At 43.2% G+C, this 18460-nt stretch carries 35 protein-coding genes and 1 pseudogene; all 36 read right to left on the bottom strand.

Features of this window, described 5'->3' with window-relative positions:
- Positions 1-806: tRNA pseudouridine(38-40) synthase TruA (truA, locus tag GXZ17_RS08805; RefSeq protein WP_409376915.1), on the bottom strand; the 806-nt coding region annotated here is incomplete at its 3' end.
- A gap of 20 nt (positions 807-826) precedes the next feature.
- Complete coding sequence (locus GXZ17_RS08800; RefSeq protein ID WP_409376914.1) at positions 827-1627, bottom strand: energy-coupling factor transporter transmembrane component T family protein; 801 nt, start codon at positions 1625-1627, stop codon at positions 827-829.
- The gene (locus tag GXZ17_RS08795) at positions 1617-2489 is read right to left on the bottom strand and encodes an energy-coupling factor transporter ATPase (RefSeq protein ID WP_409376913.1); all 873 of its coding nucleotides are present in this window, start codon (positions 2487-2489) and stop codon (positions 1617-1619) included. The genes GXZ17_RS08800 and GXZ17_RS08795 overlap by 11 nt, the downstream gene beginning before the upstream one ends.
- Entirely contained in the window at positions 2480-3310 is an 831-nt protein-coding gene (locus tag GXZ17_RS08790; RefSeq protein WP_409376912.1) for an energy-coupling factor transporter ATPase, read from the bottom strand. The genes GXZ17_RS08795 and GXZ17_RS08790 overlap by 10 nt, the downstream gene beginning before the upstream one ends.
- 26 nt (positions 3311-3336) lie before the next feature.
- The gene (gene rplQ, locus GXZ17_RS08785; protein ID WP_409376911.1) at positions 3337-3690 is read right to left on the bottom strand and encodes a 50S ribosomal protein L17; all 354 of its coding nucleotides are present in this window, start codon (positions 3688-3690) and stop codon (positions 3337-3339) included.
- On the bottom strand, positions 3668-4687 hold the full coding sequence (locus tag GXZ17_RS08780; protein WP_409376910.1) for a DNA-directed RNA polymerase subunit alpha: 1020 nt from the start codon (positions 4685-4687) through the stop codon (positions 3668-3670). The genes rplQ and GXZ17_RS08780 overlap by 23 nt, the downstream gene beginning before the upstream one ends.
- 16 nt (positions 4688-4703) lie before the next feature.
- Positions 4704-5324 carry a 30S ribosomal protein S4 gene (rpsD, locus tag GXZ17_RS08775; RefSeq protein WP_409376909.1) on the bottom strand — a complete coding sequence of 207 codons (621 nt, stop codon included), beginning with the start codon at positions 5322-5324 and terminating at the stop codon, positions 4704-4706.
- A gap of 15 nt (positions 5325-5339) precedes the next feature.
- Positions 5340-5726 (bottom strand): 30S ribosomal protein S11, encoded by a 387-nt coding sequence (rpsK, locus tag GXZ17_RS08770; RefSeq protein WP_409376908.1) that lies wholly within the window; start codon positions 5724-5726, stop codon positions 5340-5342.
- 35 nt (positions 5727-5761) lie between these two features.
- Positions 5762-6130, bottom strand: coding sequence for a 30S ribosomal protein S13 (rpsM, locus tag GXZ17_RS08765; protein WP_409376907.1), 369 nt, complete (start codon positions 6128-6130; stop codon positions 5762-5764).
- A 14-nt stretch (positions 6131-6144) separates the two neighbouring features.
- Positions 6145-6258, bottom strand: a complete 114-nt coding sequence (gene rpmJ / locus GXZ17_RS08760) for a 50S ribosomal protein L36 (protein ID WP_409376906.1) — start codon at positions 6256-6258, stop codon at positions 6145-6147.
- A gap of 16 nt (positions 6259-6274) precedes the next feature.
- Positions 6275-6493 (bottom strand): translation initiation factor IF-1, encoded by a 219-nt coding sequence (gene infA / locus GXZ17_RS08755; RefSeq protein ID WP_409376905.1) that lies wholly within the window; start codon positions 6491-6493, stop codon positions 6275-6277.
- Positions 6493-7254 (bottom strand): type I methionyl aminopeptidase, encoded by a 762-nt coding sequence (map, locus tag GXZ17_RS08750; protein WP_409376904.1) that lies wholly within the window; start codon positions 7252-7254, stop codon positions 6493-6495. Before map ends, infA begins: the two co-directional genes overlap by 1 nt.
- The gene (locus GXZ17_RS08745; RefSeq protein WP_409376903.1) at positions 7251-7910 is read right to left on the bottom strand and encodes an adenylate kinase; all 660 of its coding nucleotides are present in this window, start codon (positions 7908-7910) and stop codon (positions 7251-7253) included. Before GXZ17_RS08745 ends, map begins: the two co-directional genes overlap by 4 nt.
- A 16-nt stretch (positions 7911-7926) precedes the next feature.
- Entirely contained in the window at positions 7927-9195 is a 1269-nt protein-coding gene (gene secY / locus GXZ17_RS08740; protein WP_409376902.1) for a preprotein translocase subunit SecY, read from the bottom strand.
- A gap of 1 nt (position 9196) precedes the next feature.
- On the bottom strand, positions 9197-9637 hold the full coding sequence (gene rplO, locus GXZ17_RS08735) for a 50S ribosomal protein L15 (RefSeq protein ID WP_409376901.1): 441 nt from the start codon (positions 9635-9637) through the stop codon (positions 9197-9199).
- Position 9638: 1 nt separating this feature from the next.
- Positions 9639-9848 carry a 50S ribosomal protein L30 gene (rpmD, locus tag GXZ17_RS08730; RefSeq protein ID WP_409376900.1) on the bottom strand — a complete coding sequence of 70 codons (210 nt, stop codon included), beginning with the start codon at positions 9846-9848 and terminating at the stop codon, positions 9639-9641.
- 13 nt (positions 9849-9861) lie between these two features.
- A complete protein-coding gene (gene rpsE, locus GXZ17_RS08725) occupies positions 9862-10371 on the bottom strand; it encodes a 30S ribosomal protein S5 (protein ID WP_409376899.1) in 510 nt (169 codons plus the stop codon).
- An 18-nt stretch (positions 10372-10389) separates the two neighbouring features.
- Positions 10390-10752, bottom strand: a complete 363-nt coding sequence (gene rplR, locus GXZ17_RS08720; protein ID WP_409376918.1) for a 50S ribosomal protein L18 — start codon at positions 10750-10752, stop codon at positions 10390-10392.
- A gap of 12 nt (positions 10753-10764) precedes the next feature.
- Positions 10765-11301, bottom strand: a complete 537-nt coding sequence (rplF, locus tag GXZ17_RS08715) for a 50S ribosomal protein L6 (protein WP_409376898.1) — start codon at positions 11299-11301, stop codon at positions 10765-10767.
- A 13-nt stretch (positions 11302-11314) separates the two neighbouring features.
- Positions 11315-11716 carry a 30S ribosomal protein S8 gene (gene rpsH, locus GXZ17_RS08710; RefSeq protein WP_409376897.1) on the bottom strand — a complete coding sequence of 134 codons (402 nt, stop codon included), beginning with the start codon at positions 11714-11716 and terminating at the stop codon, positions 11315-11317.
- Between the two features lie 15 nt (positions 11717-11731).
- Positions 11732-11917 carry a type Z 30S ribosomal protein S14 gene (locus tag GXZ17_RS08705; protein ID WP_409376896.1) on the bottom strand — a complete coding sequence of 62 codons (186 nt, stop codon included), beginning with the start codon at positions 11915-11917 and terminating at the stop codon, positions 11732-11734.
- A gap of 13 nt (positions 11918-11930) precedes the next feature.
- Positions 11931-12470, bottom strand: a complete 540-nt coding sequence (rplE, locus tag GXZ17_RS08700; protein WP_409376895.1) for a 50S ribosomal protein L5 — start codon at positions 12468-12470, stop codon at positions 11931-11933.
- A 17-nt stretch (positions 12471-12487) separates the two neighbouring features.
- Positions 12488-12835, bottom strand: coding sequence for a 50S ribosomal protein L24 (gene rplX, locus GXZ17_RS08695; protein ID WP_409376894.1), 348 nt, complete (start codon positions 12833-12835; stop codon positions 12488-12490).
- Between the two features lie 14 nt (positions 12836-12849).
- Entirely contained in the window at positions 12850-13200 is a 351-nt protein-coding gene (rplN, locus tag GXZ17_RS08690) for a 50S ribosomal protein L14 (protein ID WP_409376917.1), read from the bottom strand.
- Positions 13193-13483, bottom strand: coding sequence for a 30S ribosomal protein S17 (gene rpsQ, locus GXZ17_RS08685; RefSeq protein WP_409376893.1), 291 nt, complete (start codon positions 13481-13483; stop codon positions 13193-13195). The genes rplN and rpsQ overlap by 8 nt, the downstream gene beginning before the upstream one ends.
- A 1-nt stretch (position 13484) precedes the next feature.
- Positions 13485-13697, bottom strand: coding sequence for a 50S ribosomal protein L29 (gene rpmC / locus GXZ17_RS08680; protein WP_409376892.1), 213 nt, complete (start codon positions 13695-13697; stop codon positions 13485-13487).
- Positions 13698-13708: 11 nt separating this feature from the next.
- A complete protein-coding gene (gene rplP, locus GXZ17_RS08675; protein WP_409376891.1) occupies positions 13709-14119 on the bottom strand; it encodes a 50S ribosomal protein L16 in 411 nt (136 codons plus the stop codon).
- A complete protein-coding gene (gene rpsC / locus GXZ17_RS08670) occupies positions 14097-14843 on the bottom strand; it encodes a 30S ribosomal protein S3 (RefSeq protein WP_409376890.1) in 747 nt (248 codons plus the stop codon). The genes rplP and rpsC overlap by 23 nt, the downstream gene beginning before the upstream one ends.
- On the bottom strand, positions 14844-15185 hold the full coding sequence (gene rplV, locus GXZ17_RS08665; protein ID WP_409376889.1) for a 50S ribosomal protein L22: 342 nt from the start codon (positions 15183-15185) through the stop codon (positions 14844-14846).
- A 16-nt stretch (positions 15186-15201) separates the two neighbouring features.
- Positions 15202-15486: a 30S ribosomal protein S19 gene (rpsS, locus tag GXZ17_RS08660; protein ID WP_409376888.1), complete on the bottom strand. Its 285-nt coding sequence runs from the start codon at positions 15484-15486 to the stop codon at positions 15202-15204.
- Positions 15487-15488: 2 nt separating this feature from the next.
- Positions 15489-16313 carry a 50S ribosomal protein L2 gene (rplB, locus tag GXZ17_RS08655; protein ID WP_409376887.1) on the bottom strand — a complete coding sequence of 275 codons (825 nt, stop codon included), beginning with the start codon at positions 16311-16313 and terminating at the stop codon, positions 15489-15491.
- 15 nt (positions 16314-16328) lie between these two features.
- On the bottom strand, positions 16329-16616 hold the full coding sequence (rplW, locus tag GXZ17_RS08650; RefSeq protein ID WP_409376886.1) for a 50S ribosomal protein L23: 288 nt from the start codon (positions 16614-16616) through the stop codon (positions 16329-16331).
- A complete protein-coding gene (gene rplD / locus GXZ17_RS08645; protein ID WP_409376885.1) occupies positions 16609-17235 on the bottom strand; it encodes a 50S ribosomal protein L4 in 627 nt (208 codons plus the stop codon). Before rplD ends, rplW begins: the two co-directional genes overlap by 8 nt.
- Positions 17236-17254: 19 nt before the next feature.
- Complete coding sequence (rplC, locus tag GXZ17_RS08640; protein WP_409376916.1) at positions 17255-17869, bottom strand: 50S ribosomal protein L3; 615 nt, start codon at positions 17867-17869, stop codon at positions 17255-17257.
- Positions 17870-17904: 35 nt separating this feature from the next.
- Positions 17905-18210, bottom strand: coding sequence for a 30S ribosomal protein S10 (rpsJ, locus tag GXZ17_RS08635; RefSeq protein ID WP_409376884.1), 306 nt, complete (start codon positions 18208-18210; stop codon positions 17905-17907).
- A gap of 21 nt (positions 18211-18231) precedes the next feature.
- Positions 18232-18460: pseudogene (gene tuf / locus GXZ17_RS08630) on the bottom strand (elongation factor Tu); the annotation flags it as partial.

The following is an 18460-nucleotide window of genomic DNA, read 5'->3' as shown; positions in this document are numbered from 1 at the left end:
ATACTCTTCTTTTCCTGCCAGAGTGGTACTATCCAGCCCTCATCTACCAGCTCCAGATTTTGATAGGGATTAAAATCCGGGGGGTAGCAAACCTGTATCAAAAATAATCCCCGGGGAGGAAGAGCCAGTCGGTTAAAGGAACGAGAGGGATTCTCCAGCATAAATTTTATCTCCTCAGGATTTTTCTTCCCCATGCCCACCTTCCACAGCTCTCCGGCAATAATTCTCACCATATTATATAAAAATCCATCTCCTTCCACCTGGAGTTGAAGAAGACCAGAAGGCTTCTCCTTTATCTCGATAGAATAAATAGTTCGAACCCCGGAAAAATCTGCTCCTCCCGAGGAGCTAAAAGAAGTAAAATCATGAGTCCCTTCAAGAAGGGAAAGGCATTCTTTCACCCGGGCTAAATTAAAATTTTTCGGGGAGAAAGAATACACAAAAGGTTTCCAAAAAACTGAAGGAGGATACATAAGAGAAAAAACATAGATGTAGATTTTGCGAATAGCCGTCTTTCGGGGATGGAAAGAAAGAGGAGCCTCCAGAACATCAACCACTCTAATATCAGGGGGAAGGAGAGAATTAAAGGCCTTTTTTATGGCTTCCGTGGACATATAAGTGGAAGTGGTAAAAGAAGCAACTTGCCCTGCAGCATGGACTCCCGCATCAGTTCTACCTGAAGCAAAGAGGGTTATTTTCTCTCTTAAAATTCTTTCCCCCACCTCTTCTACTACTCCCTGAATGGTCTTTCCTCTGCTCTGGCGCTGCCAGCCTTGATAATTTGACCCCTTATATTCCAGTACCAAACTGAGGTTGCGGAGAGACATCAGATAAAAGAGCGGAGAGAAAGGAGGGCAATAAAAGAAAAAGATAAAACCAGAAAATAATAATCAGAAGAAGTGAGCTCCAGAACCCGCAAGCGGGTCCTTCCCTTTCCTCCTCGATAACATCGAGATTCCATGGCAATAGCCAGCTCATCGGCTCTTTTGAAAGAGTTAACGAAAAGAGGGACTAAAAGGGGTATTAAATTTTTAGCTCTCTGCATTATACCTCCCGAATCTAAGTTCATACCTCGAGCCATTTGAGCTTTCATAATCCGATCTGCCTCTTCTAAAAGAGTGGGTATAAAACGAAGGGCAATGGTCATCATCATAGCTAACTCATGAGCCGGAAATCCCCACCTTTTCAGGGGGCTCAATAAATACTCCATCCCATCGGTTAGCTCTACTGGTGAAGTAGTGAGAGTTAAAAGAGAAGTGACTAAAATCAGAAGGCACAGCCTTGTTACAATTAAAAGGCCTTTCGATACTCCCTCCCGGGAAATATGTAAAAAACCGTATTCCCAGATATACTCTCCTGGAGTAAAAAAGAAATGCAACACCAGAGTAAGGATAAGGAGAAAAAGAAGAGGCCTCAAGCTTTTCAAGAGATAAGTAAAAGAAATGTGAGAAAGAGAAACTAAAAATATTAACGCTATCCCCCATAATAGAAAGGAAAACCAATCTTGTAAGATAAAAAGATTAATAATGGAAATCCCCACAAAAACGATTTTAACCCGGGGGTCTAAGCGGTGTATGGGAGAATCTAATGGAACATATTGGCCAATAGCTAAACTTCTACCCCACATTAACTCTTTTTCCCTCCAGAACTTTAAGCTGGATTTCTTCTGCCAGTTCCTGAGGAGTTAAAACTCCCGGAGTGACATCAAAACCCCTCTCTCTTAAAAGCCAGGCTACCTGAGCAGTCACAGGAGGGAAAATACCCAGGCTTTTTATCCACTCCACTTGAGAGAAAACCTGCCGGATGTCATCATCAAATTTTATTTTTCCTTTATCCATTATTATTATCCTTTTTGCTACCCGTGCTAAATCTTCCATGCTGTGAGAAACAATTATAAGAGTTAAGCCTCTCTCTTTCTGAAGTTTTTCCAGTTGACCGAGTATAATTCTCTTTCCCTCGGGGTCCAGGCCAGCGGTGGGTTCATCCAGAACTAAAGCCTCGGGCTCCATAGAGAGGATACTGGCAATGGCTACTCGTCTCATCTGCCCCCCGGAGAGCTCAAAAGGACTTTTATCTTTGACAGCCTCAAAATCCAGCCCTACTGCCTCCAAAGACCATTTTACTTTATCTTCCAGCTCTTTCCCCTCCACCCCCAGGTTGCGAGGGGCAAAAGCTACCTCCTTAAAAACCGTCTCTTCAAAAAACTGATCTTCGGGATACTGAAAAACCAGACCCACCTTACGGCGAATTTCCTGCAGGGGAGCTCCTTTTTTACCCGTATCCACTCCATCCACCAGTACCCTGCCACTTTGGGGAATCAAAAGAGCATTAAAATGCTGAATGAGAGTGGACTTGCCACAACCAGTTCTACCTACAATACCAATACTCTCTCCCCGCTCGATTTCCAGGTCTATATCTTCCAGTGCTGTAACAGCCAGAGGTGTACCCGGCAGATAAGTAAAAGATATATTTTCTAATTTTATGAACACAACTCTTCCACCAGTTCCCCGGGAGAAAGAGGCAAAGTCTTAAAGAGAGAAGGAAATTGCTTCTTTACCAGAAGAGCAGTTTCTGTTACCTGGGGAAGCTCCAGCCCCCACTCTTCTATGTTTTCTACCTGAGAAAAAATTTTTCGCGGTTTCCCCCGAGCAACGATTTTCCCTTCGTCCATGACCAGCACTTCATCTGCTTCAATAGCTTCTTCCACGTTATGGGTAATATGTAAGACAGCAATCTTCTCCCTTAGACTGGCAATCACTTTCATAAGTTCCTCCCTTCCTTCGGGGTCTAACATAGAGGTGGCTTCATCCAGTATTAAATACTCCGGGTGCATAGCCAGAACCCCGGCAATAGCCACTCGCTGCTTTTGACCTCCAGAAAGAAGATGAGGTTCTTTATTACGGTATTCGGTCATACCCACCAGAGTCAGCGCTTCTTCCACTCGAGCGAGAATTTCCTCCCGGGGTAAACCTAAATTCTCCGGACCAAAAGCTACATCTTCTTCCACTGTAGTAGCGATAATCTGGTTGTCGGGGTTTTGGAAAACCAGACCTACCCGACGCCTGATTTCCCAGATAGATTCTTCATCGCGGGTATTCATCCCGTCTACTATTACCTCCCCACTTTTGGGGAGCAGTAAGCCATTGGTATGTTTTGCCAGAGTAGATTTTCCTGAACCATTACGACCCAGTAAAACCATAAACTTACCCTGATGTATTTCTAAATCTACCTCTCTCAAAATCTCTTCATTTCTTGCTTCTGACTCATATTCTTCTCCATACCAAAAGCTTACCTTTTTAAACTCTATCAATTTATTGGCACTCCAGAGGCAATGAACTACTCTACTATTTCCACCAGAACTAAGGGAGCGCCATCTCCTCGGCGATATCCCATCTTCACCAGACGACAGTAGCCTCCTCTTCTTTCCCGAAAACGAGGCGCTACCTCCCGCAAAAGAATCTTAAATGCTTCCTTATCTCTAAGGTAGGAAATCACTTCTCGCAAAGAAGCATTATCCCCTTTTATTGCCAGAGAAACCACCCGGTCAAAATGTCTCTTCAGTGCTTTACCTTTTGCTTCTGTAGTTTGTATCTTCTCGTTTTTTATCAAAGAAACTAAAAGGTTAGACATCATGCTCTTTTTATGAGCAGTAGTCCTTCCTAACTTTTCAGTCCTCCGCCGGTGCCTCACCTTTATTCACTCCCTTTTCCTCTTTGCTTTCTACTTCGGAACTCCACTTCTCTACTTTTTCTACTATTTCTTCAAAAGTTTTTTGACCCAGATTTTTGATTTTTTTCAAGTCCTCAGGTCGTTCTTGGAGAATACTCACCAGTTCCTGCACCGTATCGATATGAGCTCTTTTAAGACAATTGTAAGCTCTTACTGAAAGCTCCAGCTCCTCAATGCTGGTTTCTGCTTCAGATGTTTCTTCATCTTCTTCGACCTCTTCAGCCGGTTCACTTTCCCCTATTTTTTCTTTCAATAACCCCCCAAAACGGGAGAACTCTTCAGCCAAAAGATCCAGAGATTGGCTGAGAGCCTGCTGGGGGGTGATAGCTCCATTAGTCCATATTTCTATAATCAGCTTATCATAGTTGGTAAGCTGTCCCACCCGGGTATCCAGAACCTGGAAATTTACTTTTTTCACCGGGGTGAACAGAGCATCAATAGGGATAAAGTTATAATCCTCTTTTATGTCTCTTCCTTCTACCTCAAGATAACCCCGTCCCTTTTTTACCGATATCTTCATAGAAAGCTTTGCTTCCTCATCTATTTCTGCTAAGTGATGGTCTAAGTTGATTATTTCCACATTACTGTTAGGCTGTATATCCCGGGCCGTGACTTCTCGTAATTCTCCAGGAACTCCCTCTACTTCTAAATAAAGGGTTTCTTCATCATCAGAATAAGAACGCAAAACCAGACCCTTGAGGTTTAGAACTATGTCGATTATGTCCTCTCTTACCCCGGGCAGAGAGGAAAATTCATGAATTATCCCTTCAATTTGTACTCCGGTAACCGCCGCACCTTCTATAGAGGAAAGTAAAACCCGACGCAGAGCATTACCCACCGTAATACCCCAACCCACCTCCAGAGGCTCAATAGAGAATTTACCATACTGAACCTTAGTGGCATGGTCTTCCTCCCACTCTAAAAGGTCACACCTTGTTATATCTCGAATATCCAACATTACCAGCACCTCAAAATTATTTAGAATAAAATTCTACTATAAGCTGTTCTTCCACTGCGTAATCAATATCTTCTCTTTGTGGTTCTCGCAATATAGTAGCCTTGCCATCTTCACTCACTCCCAGCCAGGCAGGAGTCGGGGTTCTTTCTTCTTCCATTAATTCTTTAATTTTTTTATGTTTTTCCCCCCGAGAAGATAATTCCACCACATCACCTTCATCTACCAGGTAAGACGGTATATCCACCTTGCGACCATTAACTAAAAAATGACCGTGAAGAACCATTTGCCTTGCATCAGCACGAGAATCTGCCCATCCCGCCCGAAAAACTACATTATCTAATCTTCTCTCCAAAAGAGAAAGAAGATTCTCTCCCGTCACTCCAGGAAGGCGACTGGCTTTTTCAAAATAATTCTTAAACTGATTTTCAGTTATACCATACATAAATCGTACCCGCTGTTTTTCCTTAAGCTGTATACCATAACTGGACAGCCTTCGACGAGACCCTTTGTGCACCCCGGGCGGGAAGGGTCGTTTTTCCATAGCACATTTATCAGTATAGCAGCGAGGCCCTTTTAAAAAAAGCTTGCTGCCATGTCTTCGACAGAGTCGGCATTTAGCATCAGTGTACCTTGACATTTTCTGTATCCTCCTTCATACCCTTCTTTGTTTAGGTGGCCGACAACCATTATGAGGAATAGGAGTAACGTCTTTTATAGAGCTAATGATTAAGCCAGCTGCTTGCAAAGACCGGATAGCAGTTTCTCTCCCCGAGCCAGGGCCTTTCACCAACACTTCCACTTCTCGCAACCCCTGATCCATGGCTTTCTTTGCTGCCTGTTCAGCTGCTAGCTGAGCAGCAAAGGGGGTTCCCTTCTTCGTCCCTTTAAATCCAGCACTTCCAGCACTAGACCAGGACAAAACATTTCCCTCTTTATCAGTTATGGAAACAACGGTATTATTAAAAGTGGACTTTATATGGGCAATACCTTCCCTGACCGTCCTTTTTTCTCTTTTCTTTTTTCTACCTGCTTTAGCCAAATTAGTCTAAGCCTCCCTTTATCATACTGTTTTAATTACCTACCTCTTTTTGCTCCTGCAGTTCTTCTGGGACCTTTGCGAGTCCGGGCATTAGTACGGGTTCTCTGTCCCCTCACCGGTAGCCCTTGCCTGTGCCGCATACCCCGGTAACATCCAATGGAAATCAGACGCTTAATGTTTTGAGAAACCTGAGCCCTCAACTCTCCTTCCACCGGATATTTCTCCACTTCTTTCTGGATTCGCACTAATTCATCATCACTCAAATCTTTGACTCTGATTCCTGGTTCTACATTAGCTTCTTCCAAAATTTTTGCCGATAACTTTCTGCCTATTCCATAAATGTAAGTGAGCGCAATATCTACCCTTTTGTGGTTGGGTAAATCAACTCCGGCAATTCTGGCCATAAGAAAAAAACCTCCTAACCCTGTCTCTGCTTATGTCGGGGATTGGAACAGATAACCATTACTTTCCCCCGTCGACGTATCACTTTACACTTTTCACATCTCGGTTTCACCGAGGCACTAACTCTCATCTTCTTGCCTCCTTTTTCACTTATACCGATACACAATTCGCCCTTTAGTAGGGTCGTATTTTGATATCTGCACGGTAACTTTATCACCAGGAAGAATTCTAATATAATGCATCCTCATTTTACCTGAAATATGAGCCAATATTACCTTACCCGTTTCTAATTCTACTTTAAACATGGCATTGGGTAAAGCCTCTAAAACCGTTCCTTTTACTTCAACAATATCTTCTTTAACCATTATTGCTCTTTATCTCCGGAATGAGTTAAAATCACCGGACCTTTTTTAGTAACCCAAACGGTATGCTCAAAATGAGCTGACAAACCACCATCTTTAGTTACCACCGTCCAATCATCATCCAATATTTCTACCTGGTATCCTCCTTCATTAGCCATAGGCTCGATAGCCAACACCATCCCTTCTTCAATAACTACTCCCCGATTTTTCTTTCCAAAATTAGGTATTTGAGGTTCCTCATGTAGGGCTCTACCCACGCCATGCCCCACAAAGTCCCTCACCACCGAAAAACCCGCAGATTCAATAGTTTCCTGAATAGCATGAGATATGTCACCAATTCTATTACCCGGCAAAGCTCTTTTTATTCCCTCATATAGAGATTTTTCTGTAACTTCTACCAGTTTCTGAGCCAAAGAGTTACCATCACCTGCTACCACGCTGAAAGCAGCATCGGTATAAAATCCCTGAAACTCCACTCCTATATCCACACTCACTAAATCTCCAGACTCGATCACCCGTTCTCCAGGAATACCATGCACTACTTGCTCATTAATAGAGATACAGATGGAAGCCGGATAACCTCGATAGCCCAAAAAAGCCGGTCGAGCTCCGTGGCTTTTTATTAAATCTGCAGCCACCTGGTCCAGAAAAGAGGTCTTAACTCCAGGAATTATCAGTCTTTTTATTTCCCGGATAACCTCTGCTAAAATCTTTCCACTCTGGCGAATTTTTTCAACTTCATCATCACTTATTAATTTACTCATTGCCCGGCTGCCACTTCTTTCAAAGCTTCCTTAACTCTATCATACACTTCCTCTATAGGAGCGCTGGATGGTATAACTCGCAATAAATTTCGCTCTTCATAGAAATCGATTAAAGGTTTGGTTTCTTCTTCGTAAGTCTCCAATCGTTTACGAATTACTTCTGGTTTATCATCATCTCTCTGTATCAATTTACCTCCGCATCGGTCACAAAGTTCGTCTCGCTGTGGAGGATTAGAAAGGAGATTATAAGGAGTTTGACAGTTTTCACAAACCCGCCGGGAAGAAAGTCTCTTTATTACTTCTTCTTTATCCACTGCAAAATAGAGAACCACATCCAAGGATAAACCCTTCTCCTTCAGCATTTCTTCTAAGGCTTCTGCTTGCTTTATGGTACGGGGAAAACCATCCAGGATAAAACCTGACCATAAATTATCCTGGTCAATCTTCTCTTTAACTATACCTATTACCACATCATCAGGGACTAATCTCCCACTTTTAACAAACTCTTCCGCCTTTTTACCCCAGGGGGTTTGATTTTTTATAGCCAGGCGAATTATATCACCGGTGGATAGGGTACTAACACCTAAATCTTTTTCCATCATTTTAGCCTGTGTCCCCTTACCCGCTCCCGGAGGTCCCAATAAAACTATGCGCAATTTCTCTTCTCCTTTCTCATTTACGGATAAAACCTTCATAATGTCTCATGAGCAATTGAGCTTCCAGTTGTCTCACCGTCTCAATGGCCACTCCTACCATAATGAGGATTGCTGTTCCTCCAAAGTAAAAAGTGGTAACCTTGGTCAAATCGGTTATGATATTAGGAACTATAGCAATAAAGGTTAAAAACAAAGCTCCCCACAAAGTGATACGAGAAAGAGTACGGTCTAAATATTCTACCGTTGGCCTTCCCGGTCTTATTCCCGGAATAAAACCACCATACTTTTGCATATTCTCAGCCAGCTCCACAGGGTTAAAAGAAACCGCGGTATAAAAATAGGTGAAAAATATGATCAAGGCTGCATAAAGAGAAAGATAAAGAGGAGAATTAGGAGAAAGAGCACTGGCTATACTGGCCATAACCTTCGAGCCCTGAAAAAATTGAGCTAAAGTGGCAGGGAAAAGGAGAATAGAAGAGGCAAAAATGATAGGAAGCACTCCTCCCTGCACAATTCTAATAGGTATATGGGTGCTCTGTCCTCCATACATCTTCCTTCCCACCACTCTTTTAGAATACTGAACCGGGATTCTCCTCTGCGCTTCCTGAAAAGCTACTACTACAGCAATGATTGCCACATTCATCACCAGAGACAAAATGAAATACAAAAGATTAATTTCCCCCACTTTGATTAAGGAAAAAGTTCTCACCAATTGGGGAAGTACCCGGGCTACGATACCGGCAAAAATGATAAGAGAAGTCCCGTTACCCACCCCTAAATCAGTTATCAACTCTCCCAGCCACATCAAAAATATGGTCCCAGCAGTAAGAGTAAGAAGAACAGTTATTTTATATCCCCAGCCCGGGTAAAGAACCACTCCCATTCCTTCTATCCAGGAGGTTATTCCAAACCCTTGCACCAGAGCTAAAACAATGGCAAACCACCTCGTATACTGAGCAATTTTATCTCTTCCCTCTTCTCCGCTTCGGCTTAATTCCTCTAAGCTAGGGATAACCGCCGTCAGAAGCTGGATGATAATGGAAGCATTAATATAGGGAACGATGCCCAGAGCTAAGATAGAAAAGTTACTCAAGGCACCGCCAGCGAACATATCCAGAAAACCTAAAATTCCTCCCTGAGAAAAAACATCGGCTAAAGCTCGAGAATCAATTCCCGGAACAGGAATATGAGCACCAACGCGAAAAAGCACCAACATAAAGAGAGTAAAGAGAATTCTTCTTTTCAGGTCCGGTATTCTAAATAATTTTAAGAGGGATTCCCACATCTTATACTACCTCTGCTCTTCCGCCTTTTTCTTCAATCTTCTCTTTAGCCGAAAGAGAAAAGGCGTCAGCTTTCACTATCAACTTTTTAGTTAGCTCTCCCCCACCTAAAATCTTAACTGGAAGATCCAGTTTCTTAATCAACCCCGCTTTTCGTAGAAGCTCTTTATTCACCTCTTCTCCTTCTTCAAAACGATTAAGAGCTTCTAAGTTGATTATCTGCCATTCCTTTCTATTCCAGCTCCGAAAACCTCTTTTAGGAATCCGACGCACCAGAGGCATCTGTCCCCCTTCAAAGTAAGGAGGAATTTTGCCACCAGAGCGAGATTTCTGTCCTTTATGTCCTCGTCCACTAGTCTTTCCATGACCTGAACTTATGCCTCGACCCACTCTTTTCCGATAATGAAAAGAACCATCTCGGGGTTTTAAGTCGTTAACTCCCATATTATCTTTCTCCTTCCTCTGCACTTTCTACTTCTTCTACTTCTAAAAGATAAGATATCTTGTTAACCATACCCCTCAAGGAGGAAGAGTCCTTATGGTACACAGTTTGATTTAATTTGTGAAGACCCAGAGCTTTGACAGTCCTTTTATGAGACTCTGGTCTGCCAATGGGACTTTTCTTCAAAGTAATCTTCAGTGATTTCTCTCCCATTTTCTTCTCTCCTTTAGCGAGAAACAGTAAAGAAGTCTTTCACTTCTTTCCCTCGTAAGCGAGCCACTTCCTGAGGGTCTTTCAAAGACATCAACCCCTGCATGGTAGCTCGAGCCAGATTCACAGGATTATTACTCCCCAGAGATTTAGTCAACACATCCTTTATCCCTGCCACTTCTAGAACTGCTCTAACCGCTCCACCGGCAATAACTCCAGTTCCCGGGGCAGCAGGCCTTAAAACCACCCGGCTGGCTCCTGCCCTTCCCACCAATTCATGAGTGATGGTGGTACCTCTCATGGGAAACTGAATCAAAGATTTCCGAGCTTTTTCCGTGGCTTTTCTCACTGCCTCAGGAACTTCTTTAGCTTTACCTGTACCAATACCTACCACTCCTTCTCCGTTCCCCACCGCTACTAAAGCCCGGAAACCAAAACGCTTGCCTCCTTTGACCACTTTGCTAACTCGATTTACTTCTATCAATCTTTCTTTAAGCTCCAAGCCGTCTGGCTTTATTCTCCTCATCTTTCGACCTCCATCTGGTTAAAATTGCAATCCGCCTTCTCTGGCTCCTTCAGCTAAAGCCTTAACCCGACCGTGATATTTATATCCTCCTCTATCGAAAACCACGGTTTCTATTCCCTTCTCCCGGGCTTTCTGCGCCAGAAGCTTTCCCACCTCTTTAGCTATTTCGACTCCAGAGCCATCTTTACCTCTGAGCTCTGAAGTAAGGGAAGAGACCGCCACCAGAGTTCTGCCTTCACTATCATCAATGATCTGGCCATATATATGCCTGAGGCTGCGGAAAACGACAAGACGAGGACGCTCGGCACTACCCCGTACTTTTTTTCGTACCCTTCTATGTCTTTTGTCTCTTTTCTCTCTTTTTTCCTCTACCAGCATAATAAGACTCTCCCTTCACTTCGCAGTTGCTTTACCTTGTTTTCTTCTGGTAACTTCGCCCACATACTTAATTCCTGTACCATGGTAAGGCTCTACCTTTCTTAGCCCCCTGATATTAGCTGCTACCTGACCTACTTTTTCTTTGTCAATACCTTTTACTTTCACTACCTGTCCCTCCACCTCAAAGGTAATGCCGGAGGGAGGTTCTATCTCTATGGGATGGGAAAATCCCAGGTTAAGAACTAAATTTTGTCCTTTTTTCTGAGCTCGATAGCCTAATCCGCTAATCTCCAGAGCTTTTTCAAAACCCTGGGACACTCCTTCCACCATATTAGCCACCAGAGTCCGGGTTAAGCCATGAAGAGAACGATCTAATTTATCTTCTCCTTTTCTAATTACCTGAAGAGTATTTCCTTCTTTCTCCACTTTCACTCGAGGATGAATTTCCCTCTCTAAGGTTCCCAGAGGACCTTTAGCCACTATCGTGCGACCCTCAATTTTTACATTTACACCATCTGGTATCACTACCGGTTTCTTTCCTACGCGGGACATGGTTAATCCTCCTTCACCAAATATAGCAAATAACTTCCCCACCTACGCCTAATTTTTTAGCTTCTTTTCCCGTCATCATCCCTTGAGAGGTGGAAACTACCACTGTTCCCATTCCCCCCAGAAGCACAGGTATTTCATTTTTTCCGGCATACACTCTCAAACCTGGTTTACTTATTCTTTTCAAACCATTAATTACTCTTTCTCGATTAGGACCATATTTCAACTCGATAATCAAGTCACTCTTTCCACCTTCCTGAGTGAGAACTTTATAATCGTTAATATAGCCTTCCTCTCTAAGGATTCGAGTTATTTCAATTTTAGACCGGGAGGAAGGAACTTTAACTATACTCTCTCCCGCTTTTAAGGCGTTCCTAATCCTCGTCAACATATCAGCAATGGGATCTGTATGGGCCACTATGTTTTTCCTCCTTTACCAGCTCGACTTGGTTACCCCAGGTATTTCACCTCTGCTTGCCAAATTACGAAAACAAATCCTACACAGACCAAAATCCCGCAAGTAACCCCGAGGTCTTCCACATAAACTGCATCTATTTCTATAGCGCACCTTAAACTTCAAATCCTTTTTTTCTCTTTCTATTTTAGCTTTACGAGCCATTAAAAAACCTCCTCTACTTCCTAAATGGTAAACCCAGCGCTTCCAGCAAAGCTTTAGCTTCTTCATCAGTGGACGCAGTGGTTACAAAAGTGATATTCATACCTCTAACCCGCTCCACCCTATCATAGCTAATTTCGGGGAAAATTAATTGTTCTTCAATGCCAATGGTACAGTTTCCTCTCCCATCAAAAGAACTATCCGGAAATCCCCTGAAATCACGAATACGAGCCACAGCTATATTCAGGAACCGATCCATAAATTCATACATTGTATTTTTTCTCAAGGTAACCTTACAACCAATTGGTGCGCCTCGGCGCAACTTAAAGTTAGATATAGATTTTTTAGCTCGAGTCACCAATGGTTTCTGCCCGGTAATAAGAGCCAACTCTTCTATTGCTAAATCAAGGTAGCGGGAGTTTTGAGTAGCATCCCCTACCCCCACATTAATAACTATTTTTTCTACCTTGGGCACTTGCATAACATTTCGATAACCAAAAGTCTCAACAAGACTGGGAATTACTTCTTTCTGGTATTTTTCCTTGGTGATGGACACAGCCACAATCCTCCTTGCTACACCTTATCTATGATTTCTCCACATTTTTTACATACTCTGACTCGAGAACGGGACTCAGCCACTTTAACTCTGCGAATTTTAGTAGGTTGATTACAGCGACTACAAATCAGTCTTAAATTAGAAATTTTTACCGGATTTTCTCTGTTTATTATTCCTCCCTGAGGGTTGTCCTGAGTGGGACGGGTATGTTTTTTAACTATGTTAATTCCCTCTACCACCACTTTTCCTTCCCGGGGAAAAACCTTCAGAACTTTCCCTCTTTTTCCCCGATTCTTACCCCGGACAATCTCTACTGAATCACCTTTTTTTATGGCTACACTAGCTTTTTTCTCTCGACTTTCCATTTTAACCACCTTCCTCATACCACCTCAGGAGCCAGTGAGATAATACGCGAAAAATTACGGCTTCTCAGCTCTCTTCCCACCGGACCAAAAATTCGAGTTCCTCGAGGCACATCCTGATTGGTGACCAAAACAGCAGCATTATCATCAAAACGGACAAAGCTACCATCTGGTCTCCCTACTTCCTTCTTGGTTCTCACAACCACCGCTCTTACCACTTCCCCTTTTTTTACATCAGAGCGAGGTTCTGCTTCTTTTACTGTAGCAATAATTACGTCACCAATACTTGCATAACGGCGACCAGAGCCACCCAGTACTCGAATGCACATTATTTTTTTAGCTCCCGTATTGTCAGCTACCTCAAGCATAGTTCTCGACTGAATCAACTTCTTCTCCTCCCTCTACCCTGGCTTTTTGCAACACCGTGACAACTCTCCATCTTTTAGTCTTGCTCAAGGGCCTTGTTTCCTCAATCAGAACCCGATCCCCCACTGCACAAATTCCATTCTCGTCATGAGCAGAGAACCGACTCGCTTTTCTAATTTTCTTTCTATAAAGAGGGTGTTCAGAAATTCTCACCACTTTTACCACTACTGTTTTATCCATAGCATTACTAACTACTTCGCCAGTTAATCTTTTTCTTGCTCCCATTCTACTTAACCCCCTGCTTCTCTTCAGACAATTCTCTTTCTCTCAAAATCGTCTTCACTCGAGCAATGTCTTTTTTAACCATTTTTATTCTCTTAGGATTACCCAATTGACCGGTAATGCTTTGAAAACGCAAATTAAAAAGTTCAGTACGTAAATCTTTGAATCTCTGATTTAGCTCTTCATTAGTCAAATTGCGAAGCTCTAAAGCCTTCATATCTCTCACCCCTAATCAATGCTTCTCTCCACCACCCTGGTCTTGATCGGCAATTTGTGGGAAGCCAGTCGGAGAGCTTCCTGTGCCGTTTCTCTATCTACTCCCCCTATCTCAAAAAGAATCTTTCCCGGTTTTACCACTGCTACCCATCCTTCTACCGGCCCTTTTCCCTTACCCATTCTTGTTTCTGTGGGCTTTTTAGTATAGGGCTTATCAGGAAAGACACGAATCCATATTTTTCCTTTTTTCATACTACGAGATAGAGCCACTCGAGCCGCCTCAATCTGAGGATTAGTAATCCAGGCTGGCTCCAGAGCCTGAAGACCGAAATCTCCAAAATCAACTTTATTACCCCGGGAGGCCACACCCTTCATTCTTCCTCGGTGTTGTTTTCTATATTTAACTTTCTTGGGCATCAACATAGTCTTCTGCTACCTCCTCATAACTTCCTTCTTCCTTCTCTTTTTTCTCTTTTCCCGAAAGAGCAGCACCTTCTGCCTCTAACAACTCTCCAGGAGAAATCACTTCTCCCTTGAATATCCACACTTTTACTCCAATTTTTCCATAAGTAGTGAGAGATTCAGTAAAGCCATAATCTATGTCTGCCCGCAAGGTATGGAGAGGAAGACGACCTTCTCGATACCACTCTTCCCGCGCGATTTCTGCTCCGGCTAAACGACCGGAACAGGATATTTTTATACCCTGAGCACCCATCCTTAAAGCTCTATTGATAGCCTGTTTCATAGCTCGCCTATAAGAAACTCTCCGTTCTATCTGAGAAGCAACGATCTCGGCCACCAGTTGAGCATCAATCTCCGGGATGGGCACCTCTTCCACCGAAATCTGGATGTTCTGATTTCCGGTCATATTCTGGATATCCTGACGAAGCTTTTCCACCTCGCTGCCTCTTCTGCCAATGACAATGCCAGGCCGGGAGGTTTTAACAATTATCTTTATCTGGTTAGCCAGTCGCTCCACTTCCACCCGAGAAATACCTGAACGATAAAATCTATTTTTAACTTCCTGGCGAATCTTCAAGTCCTCTATAAGATAATCTTTAAACTTATTTTTTTCTGCGTACCAGCGAGATTGCCAATCCTTAACAATTCCCAAACGCAACCCAATTGGATTTACTTTCTGCCCCAATTATTGTTCCTCCTTTTCCGAAACTGCCACTGTAATATGAGAGGTTCTTTTCCTGATTAGATACCCTCTCCCCATAGCCCGGGGACGTACCCGTTTTAAAGTCGGCCCCTGATCTACAAAAGCTTTAGACACTACTAATTGATCCACATCCAGATTATAGTTATTCTCTGCATTGGCAACCGCTGACTTCAAAACCTTATACACCATTTCGGCTGACTTTTTAGGAATAAACTGTAAAATAGTTAAAGCTTCCTGCGCCGATTTTCCCCGAATTAAATCAACAATTTGCCTTGCTTTGCGAGGCGAGATGCGCAAATATTTTGCCGTTGCTTTTACTTCCATATTTTCCAATCCTCCCTCACCTCAACGCCGTAGAGCGTTCCGTGGGACTACCATGTCCTTTAAAAGTTCGAGTAGGAGCAAATTCTCCTAACTTATGCCCTACCATTTGCTCAGTGATATAAACAGGAATGTGCTTTTTCCCGTTGTGAACAGCAATAGTATGCCCTACCATTTCAGGGATTATCACACAAGCTCGACACCAGGTTTTAATTACCCTTTTCTCTCCCTTTCGATTAAGTTCTTCAATTCTTTCTCGCAAGCGTGAATCTACATAAGGACCCTTCTTTGTAGATCTACCCATCCCTACTTCCTCCTCTTAACAATCCATTTATCCGTCTTTTTGTTCTTCCTGGTTTTAAAGCCTTTAGTAGGCACTCCCCAGGGGCTCACCGGATGTCTTCCTCCGTGGGATTTCCCTTCTCCTCCACCATGAGGATGGTCGATAGGATTCATAGCTACTCCTCGCACGGTAGGCCTCACTCCTAACCATCGTTTCCTTCCTGCTTTGCCAATGGCCACATTCTCATGTTCTACATTGCCTACCTGACCTACGGTGGCCAAACAATCTATATTAATCAAGCGTACTTCCCCGGAGGAAAGTCGAACTTGAGCATAATCTCCTTCTTTAGCCATTAACTGGGCATAAGCCCCTGCTGATCTTGCTAACTGTCCACCCTTGCCCTTTCTTAACTCCACATTATGAATGAAAGTCCCCAGCGGTATATTACGAAGAGGCAAAGCATTACCAGGACGGATGTCCGCCTCTTCTCCGCTCATTAATACATCCCCCACCGTGACTCCTAAAGGAGCAATGATGTAACGCTTTTCTCCATCAGCATATTTCAAAAGAGCGATTCGAGCAGACCGGTTGGGGTCATACTCAATTCTTTCTACTTTAGCAGGAATGCCAAATTTATCTCTTTTGAAATCAACACACCGATATTTTCTCTTGTGGCCTCCTCCTCGATGTCTTACCGAAATTCTCCCCTGGTTATCTCTCCCCGCTTTACTTTTCAACGGTTTTAAAAGAGATTTTTCCGGCCCACCAGGAGTAATTTCTTCAAAGGTATGACCACTCATATGTCTTCGGCCTGGTGTAACTGGCTTGTATTGTTTCAAATTAGCCATATTGTTCTCTCCTTTTTAAGTAATATCAAAGGCTTTTATTCTTTCTCCTGGCTTCAAGAAAACTATCGCTTTCTTATATGAGCTAGTTTTACCCTCAAAGCGTCCCAGCCTTTTTGTTTTCCCTTTAACCCTCACCGTGTTTACTCGAGTTACTGTCACCCCAAAGGCATCTTCCACTGCTTTCTTTATCTCTGCCTTAGTGGCTCGAGAATCAACCTTAAAAACATATTTACTCTCCTTCTGGAGGTTCACTGTCTTCTCGGTAATGATAGGGTTAATCAATATCTCTCGCTGATTACTCATCTTCCTGCCTCCAAAGTGACGAGAAGGCCTCTCTCTCCATCACCACCAGCTGGGAATCCACCACAAAGTAAGTAGTTAACTCACCAACTGATTTCACTCTAACGTCAGGGAGATTGGAAAAAGCTCTTCTCACATTTTCTTTACTTTCCTCAGTAACCACCAACACTTTTCTTAGCTCATCCCCAGTTAGAGAAGAAAGGAATTGCTTGGCTTCTTTAGTTTTAGGGCTCTTAAAATCGATCTCCTCTATCAAACGCAACAATCCTTGATTTATTTTTTCTTCTAAAGCTAAAATCAGAGCTCTCCTTCTTTCTTTCTTAGAAAGGCTATGGTAGTAAGAGCGAGGAGCAGGACCAAACGTTACTCCTCCTCCCTTCCAGATGGGAGAACGGATACTTCCATGTCTTGCTCGACCAGTTCCTTTCTGTCTCCAGGGTTTTCTCCCTCCCCCTCTTACTTCCCCCCGGGTTTTAGTTTTGGCCGTTCCTAATCTTTGATTATCTAAATAAGCCTTGACCGAGAGGTAAAGAAGGTGATAATCTTCATCGGACAGAACTGTATCTTCTAAGGTGATGGTGTCTACCACCTTTCCCTCTTTGTTCCACACTTCTAACTCCATCTTCTATCCCCCTATCTGGTTACTTTCGAATTATTATTACTGGACTTCCTGCCGGGCCAGGAACTGCTCCTTTTAAAATGAGAAGGTCTCTTTCTGCATTTATTCCCACTACTTCCAGATTGCGAACTGTTACCCTCTTCCCTCCCATTCTCCCGGGAAGACCTTTTCCTTTAAAAACCCTGCCGGCGTCTGTACCACCTATAGAGCCAGGTGCTCTATGAAACATAGAACCATGAGAGGTTTCTCCTCCCTTGTATCCCAGTCTTTTTACCACTCCGGCAAACCCTTTACCCTTGGACTTACCGGTTACGTCCACCCGGTCTCCTATTTGAAAGCCATCTACTTTCAATACTTCACCCGGCTGATATTGAGTATCCTTAAAAGAAAACTCTTTCAAAAACTTAAGAGGAGGCACTCCTCCTTTTTTAAGGTGTCCCAGACGAGGTTTATTGAGTTTTCTTTCCTTAACCTCTCCATAACCTATTTGCCAGGCTTCATACCCATCCCGCTCTTTAGTCTTTTTGCCGGTAACATAACAGGGACCACATTTAATTACCGTTACCGGAACAGATATTCCTTCCGGGGTAAAAATCCTGGTCATTCCTACTTTTTCTCCTATCATTCCATAAGTCACTGTTTTCATCTATATCTCCTTCCCCAGCTACCTCATCAAAGCTTGATCTCTATATCTACCCCAGCTGGTAAATCGAGATGCATCAGAGCGTCAACCGTCTTAGGGTTGGGGTCTACTATATCGATCAATCTTTTGTGGGTTCGCATTTCAAATTGTTCTCGAGATTTTTTATCCACATGAGGAGATCGTAAAACAGTATACTTAGCAATCTCAGTGGGTAAAGGCACAGGCCCCGAGACTTCTGCCCCCGTTCTCTCCACTGCGTGCACTATTTTGAGTGCCGATTGATCCAGAATTTTATGATCGTAAGCTTTTAACTTTATTCTTATTTTTTGAGCCACTTCCTACGCCTCCCTCTCCCCCTATTCAATAATATCAGCTACTACTCCTGCTCCTACTGTTCTTCCTCCCTCACGGATAGCAAAACGTAGGCCCTTTTCCATAGCAATAGGATAGATTAGTTTCACTTCCAGAGTAGCATTATCTCCAGGCATAACCATCTCTACCCCTTCAGGGAGTTTAATCTCTCCAGTAACATCAGTAGTTCTAAAGTAAAACTGAGGACGATAACCATTGAAGAAAGGAGTATGT

Origin of the sequence: Candidatus Sordicultor fermentans (genome assembly GCF_012728195.1) — a bacterium.
Lineage (GTDB): Bacteria > Atribacterota > Atribacteria > Atribacterales > Caldatribacteriaceae > Sordicultor > Sordicultor fermentans.
Note: the sequence above shows the minus strand (reverse complement) of the source record. Positions and strands in the feature narration are given on the sequence as shown.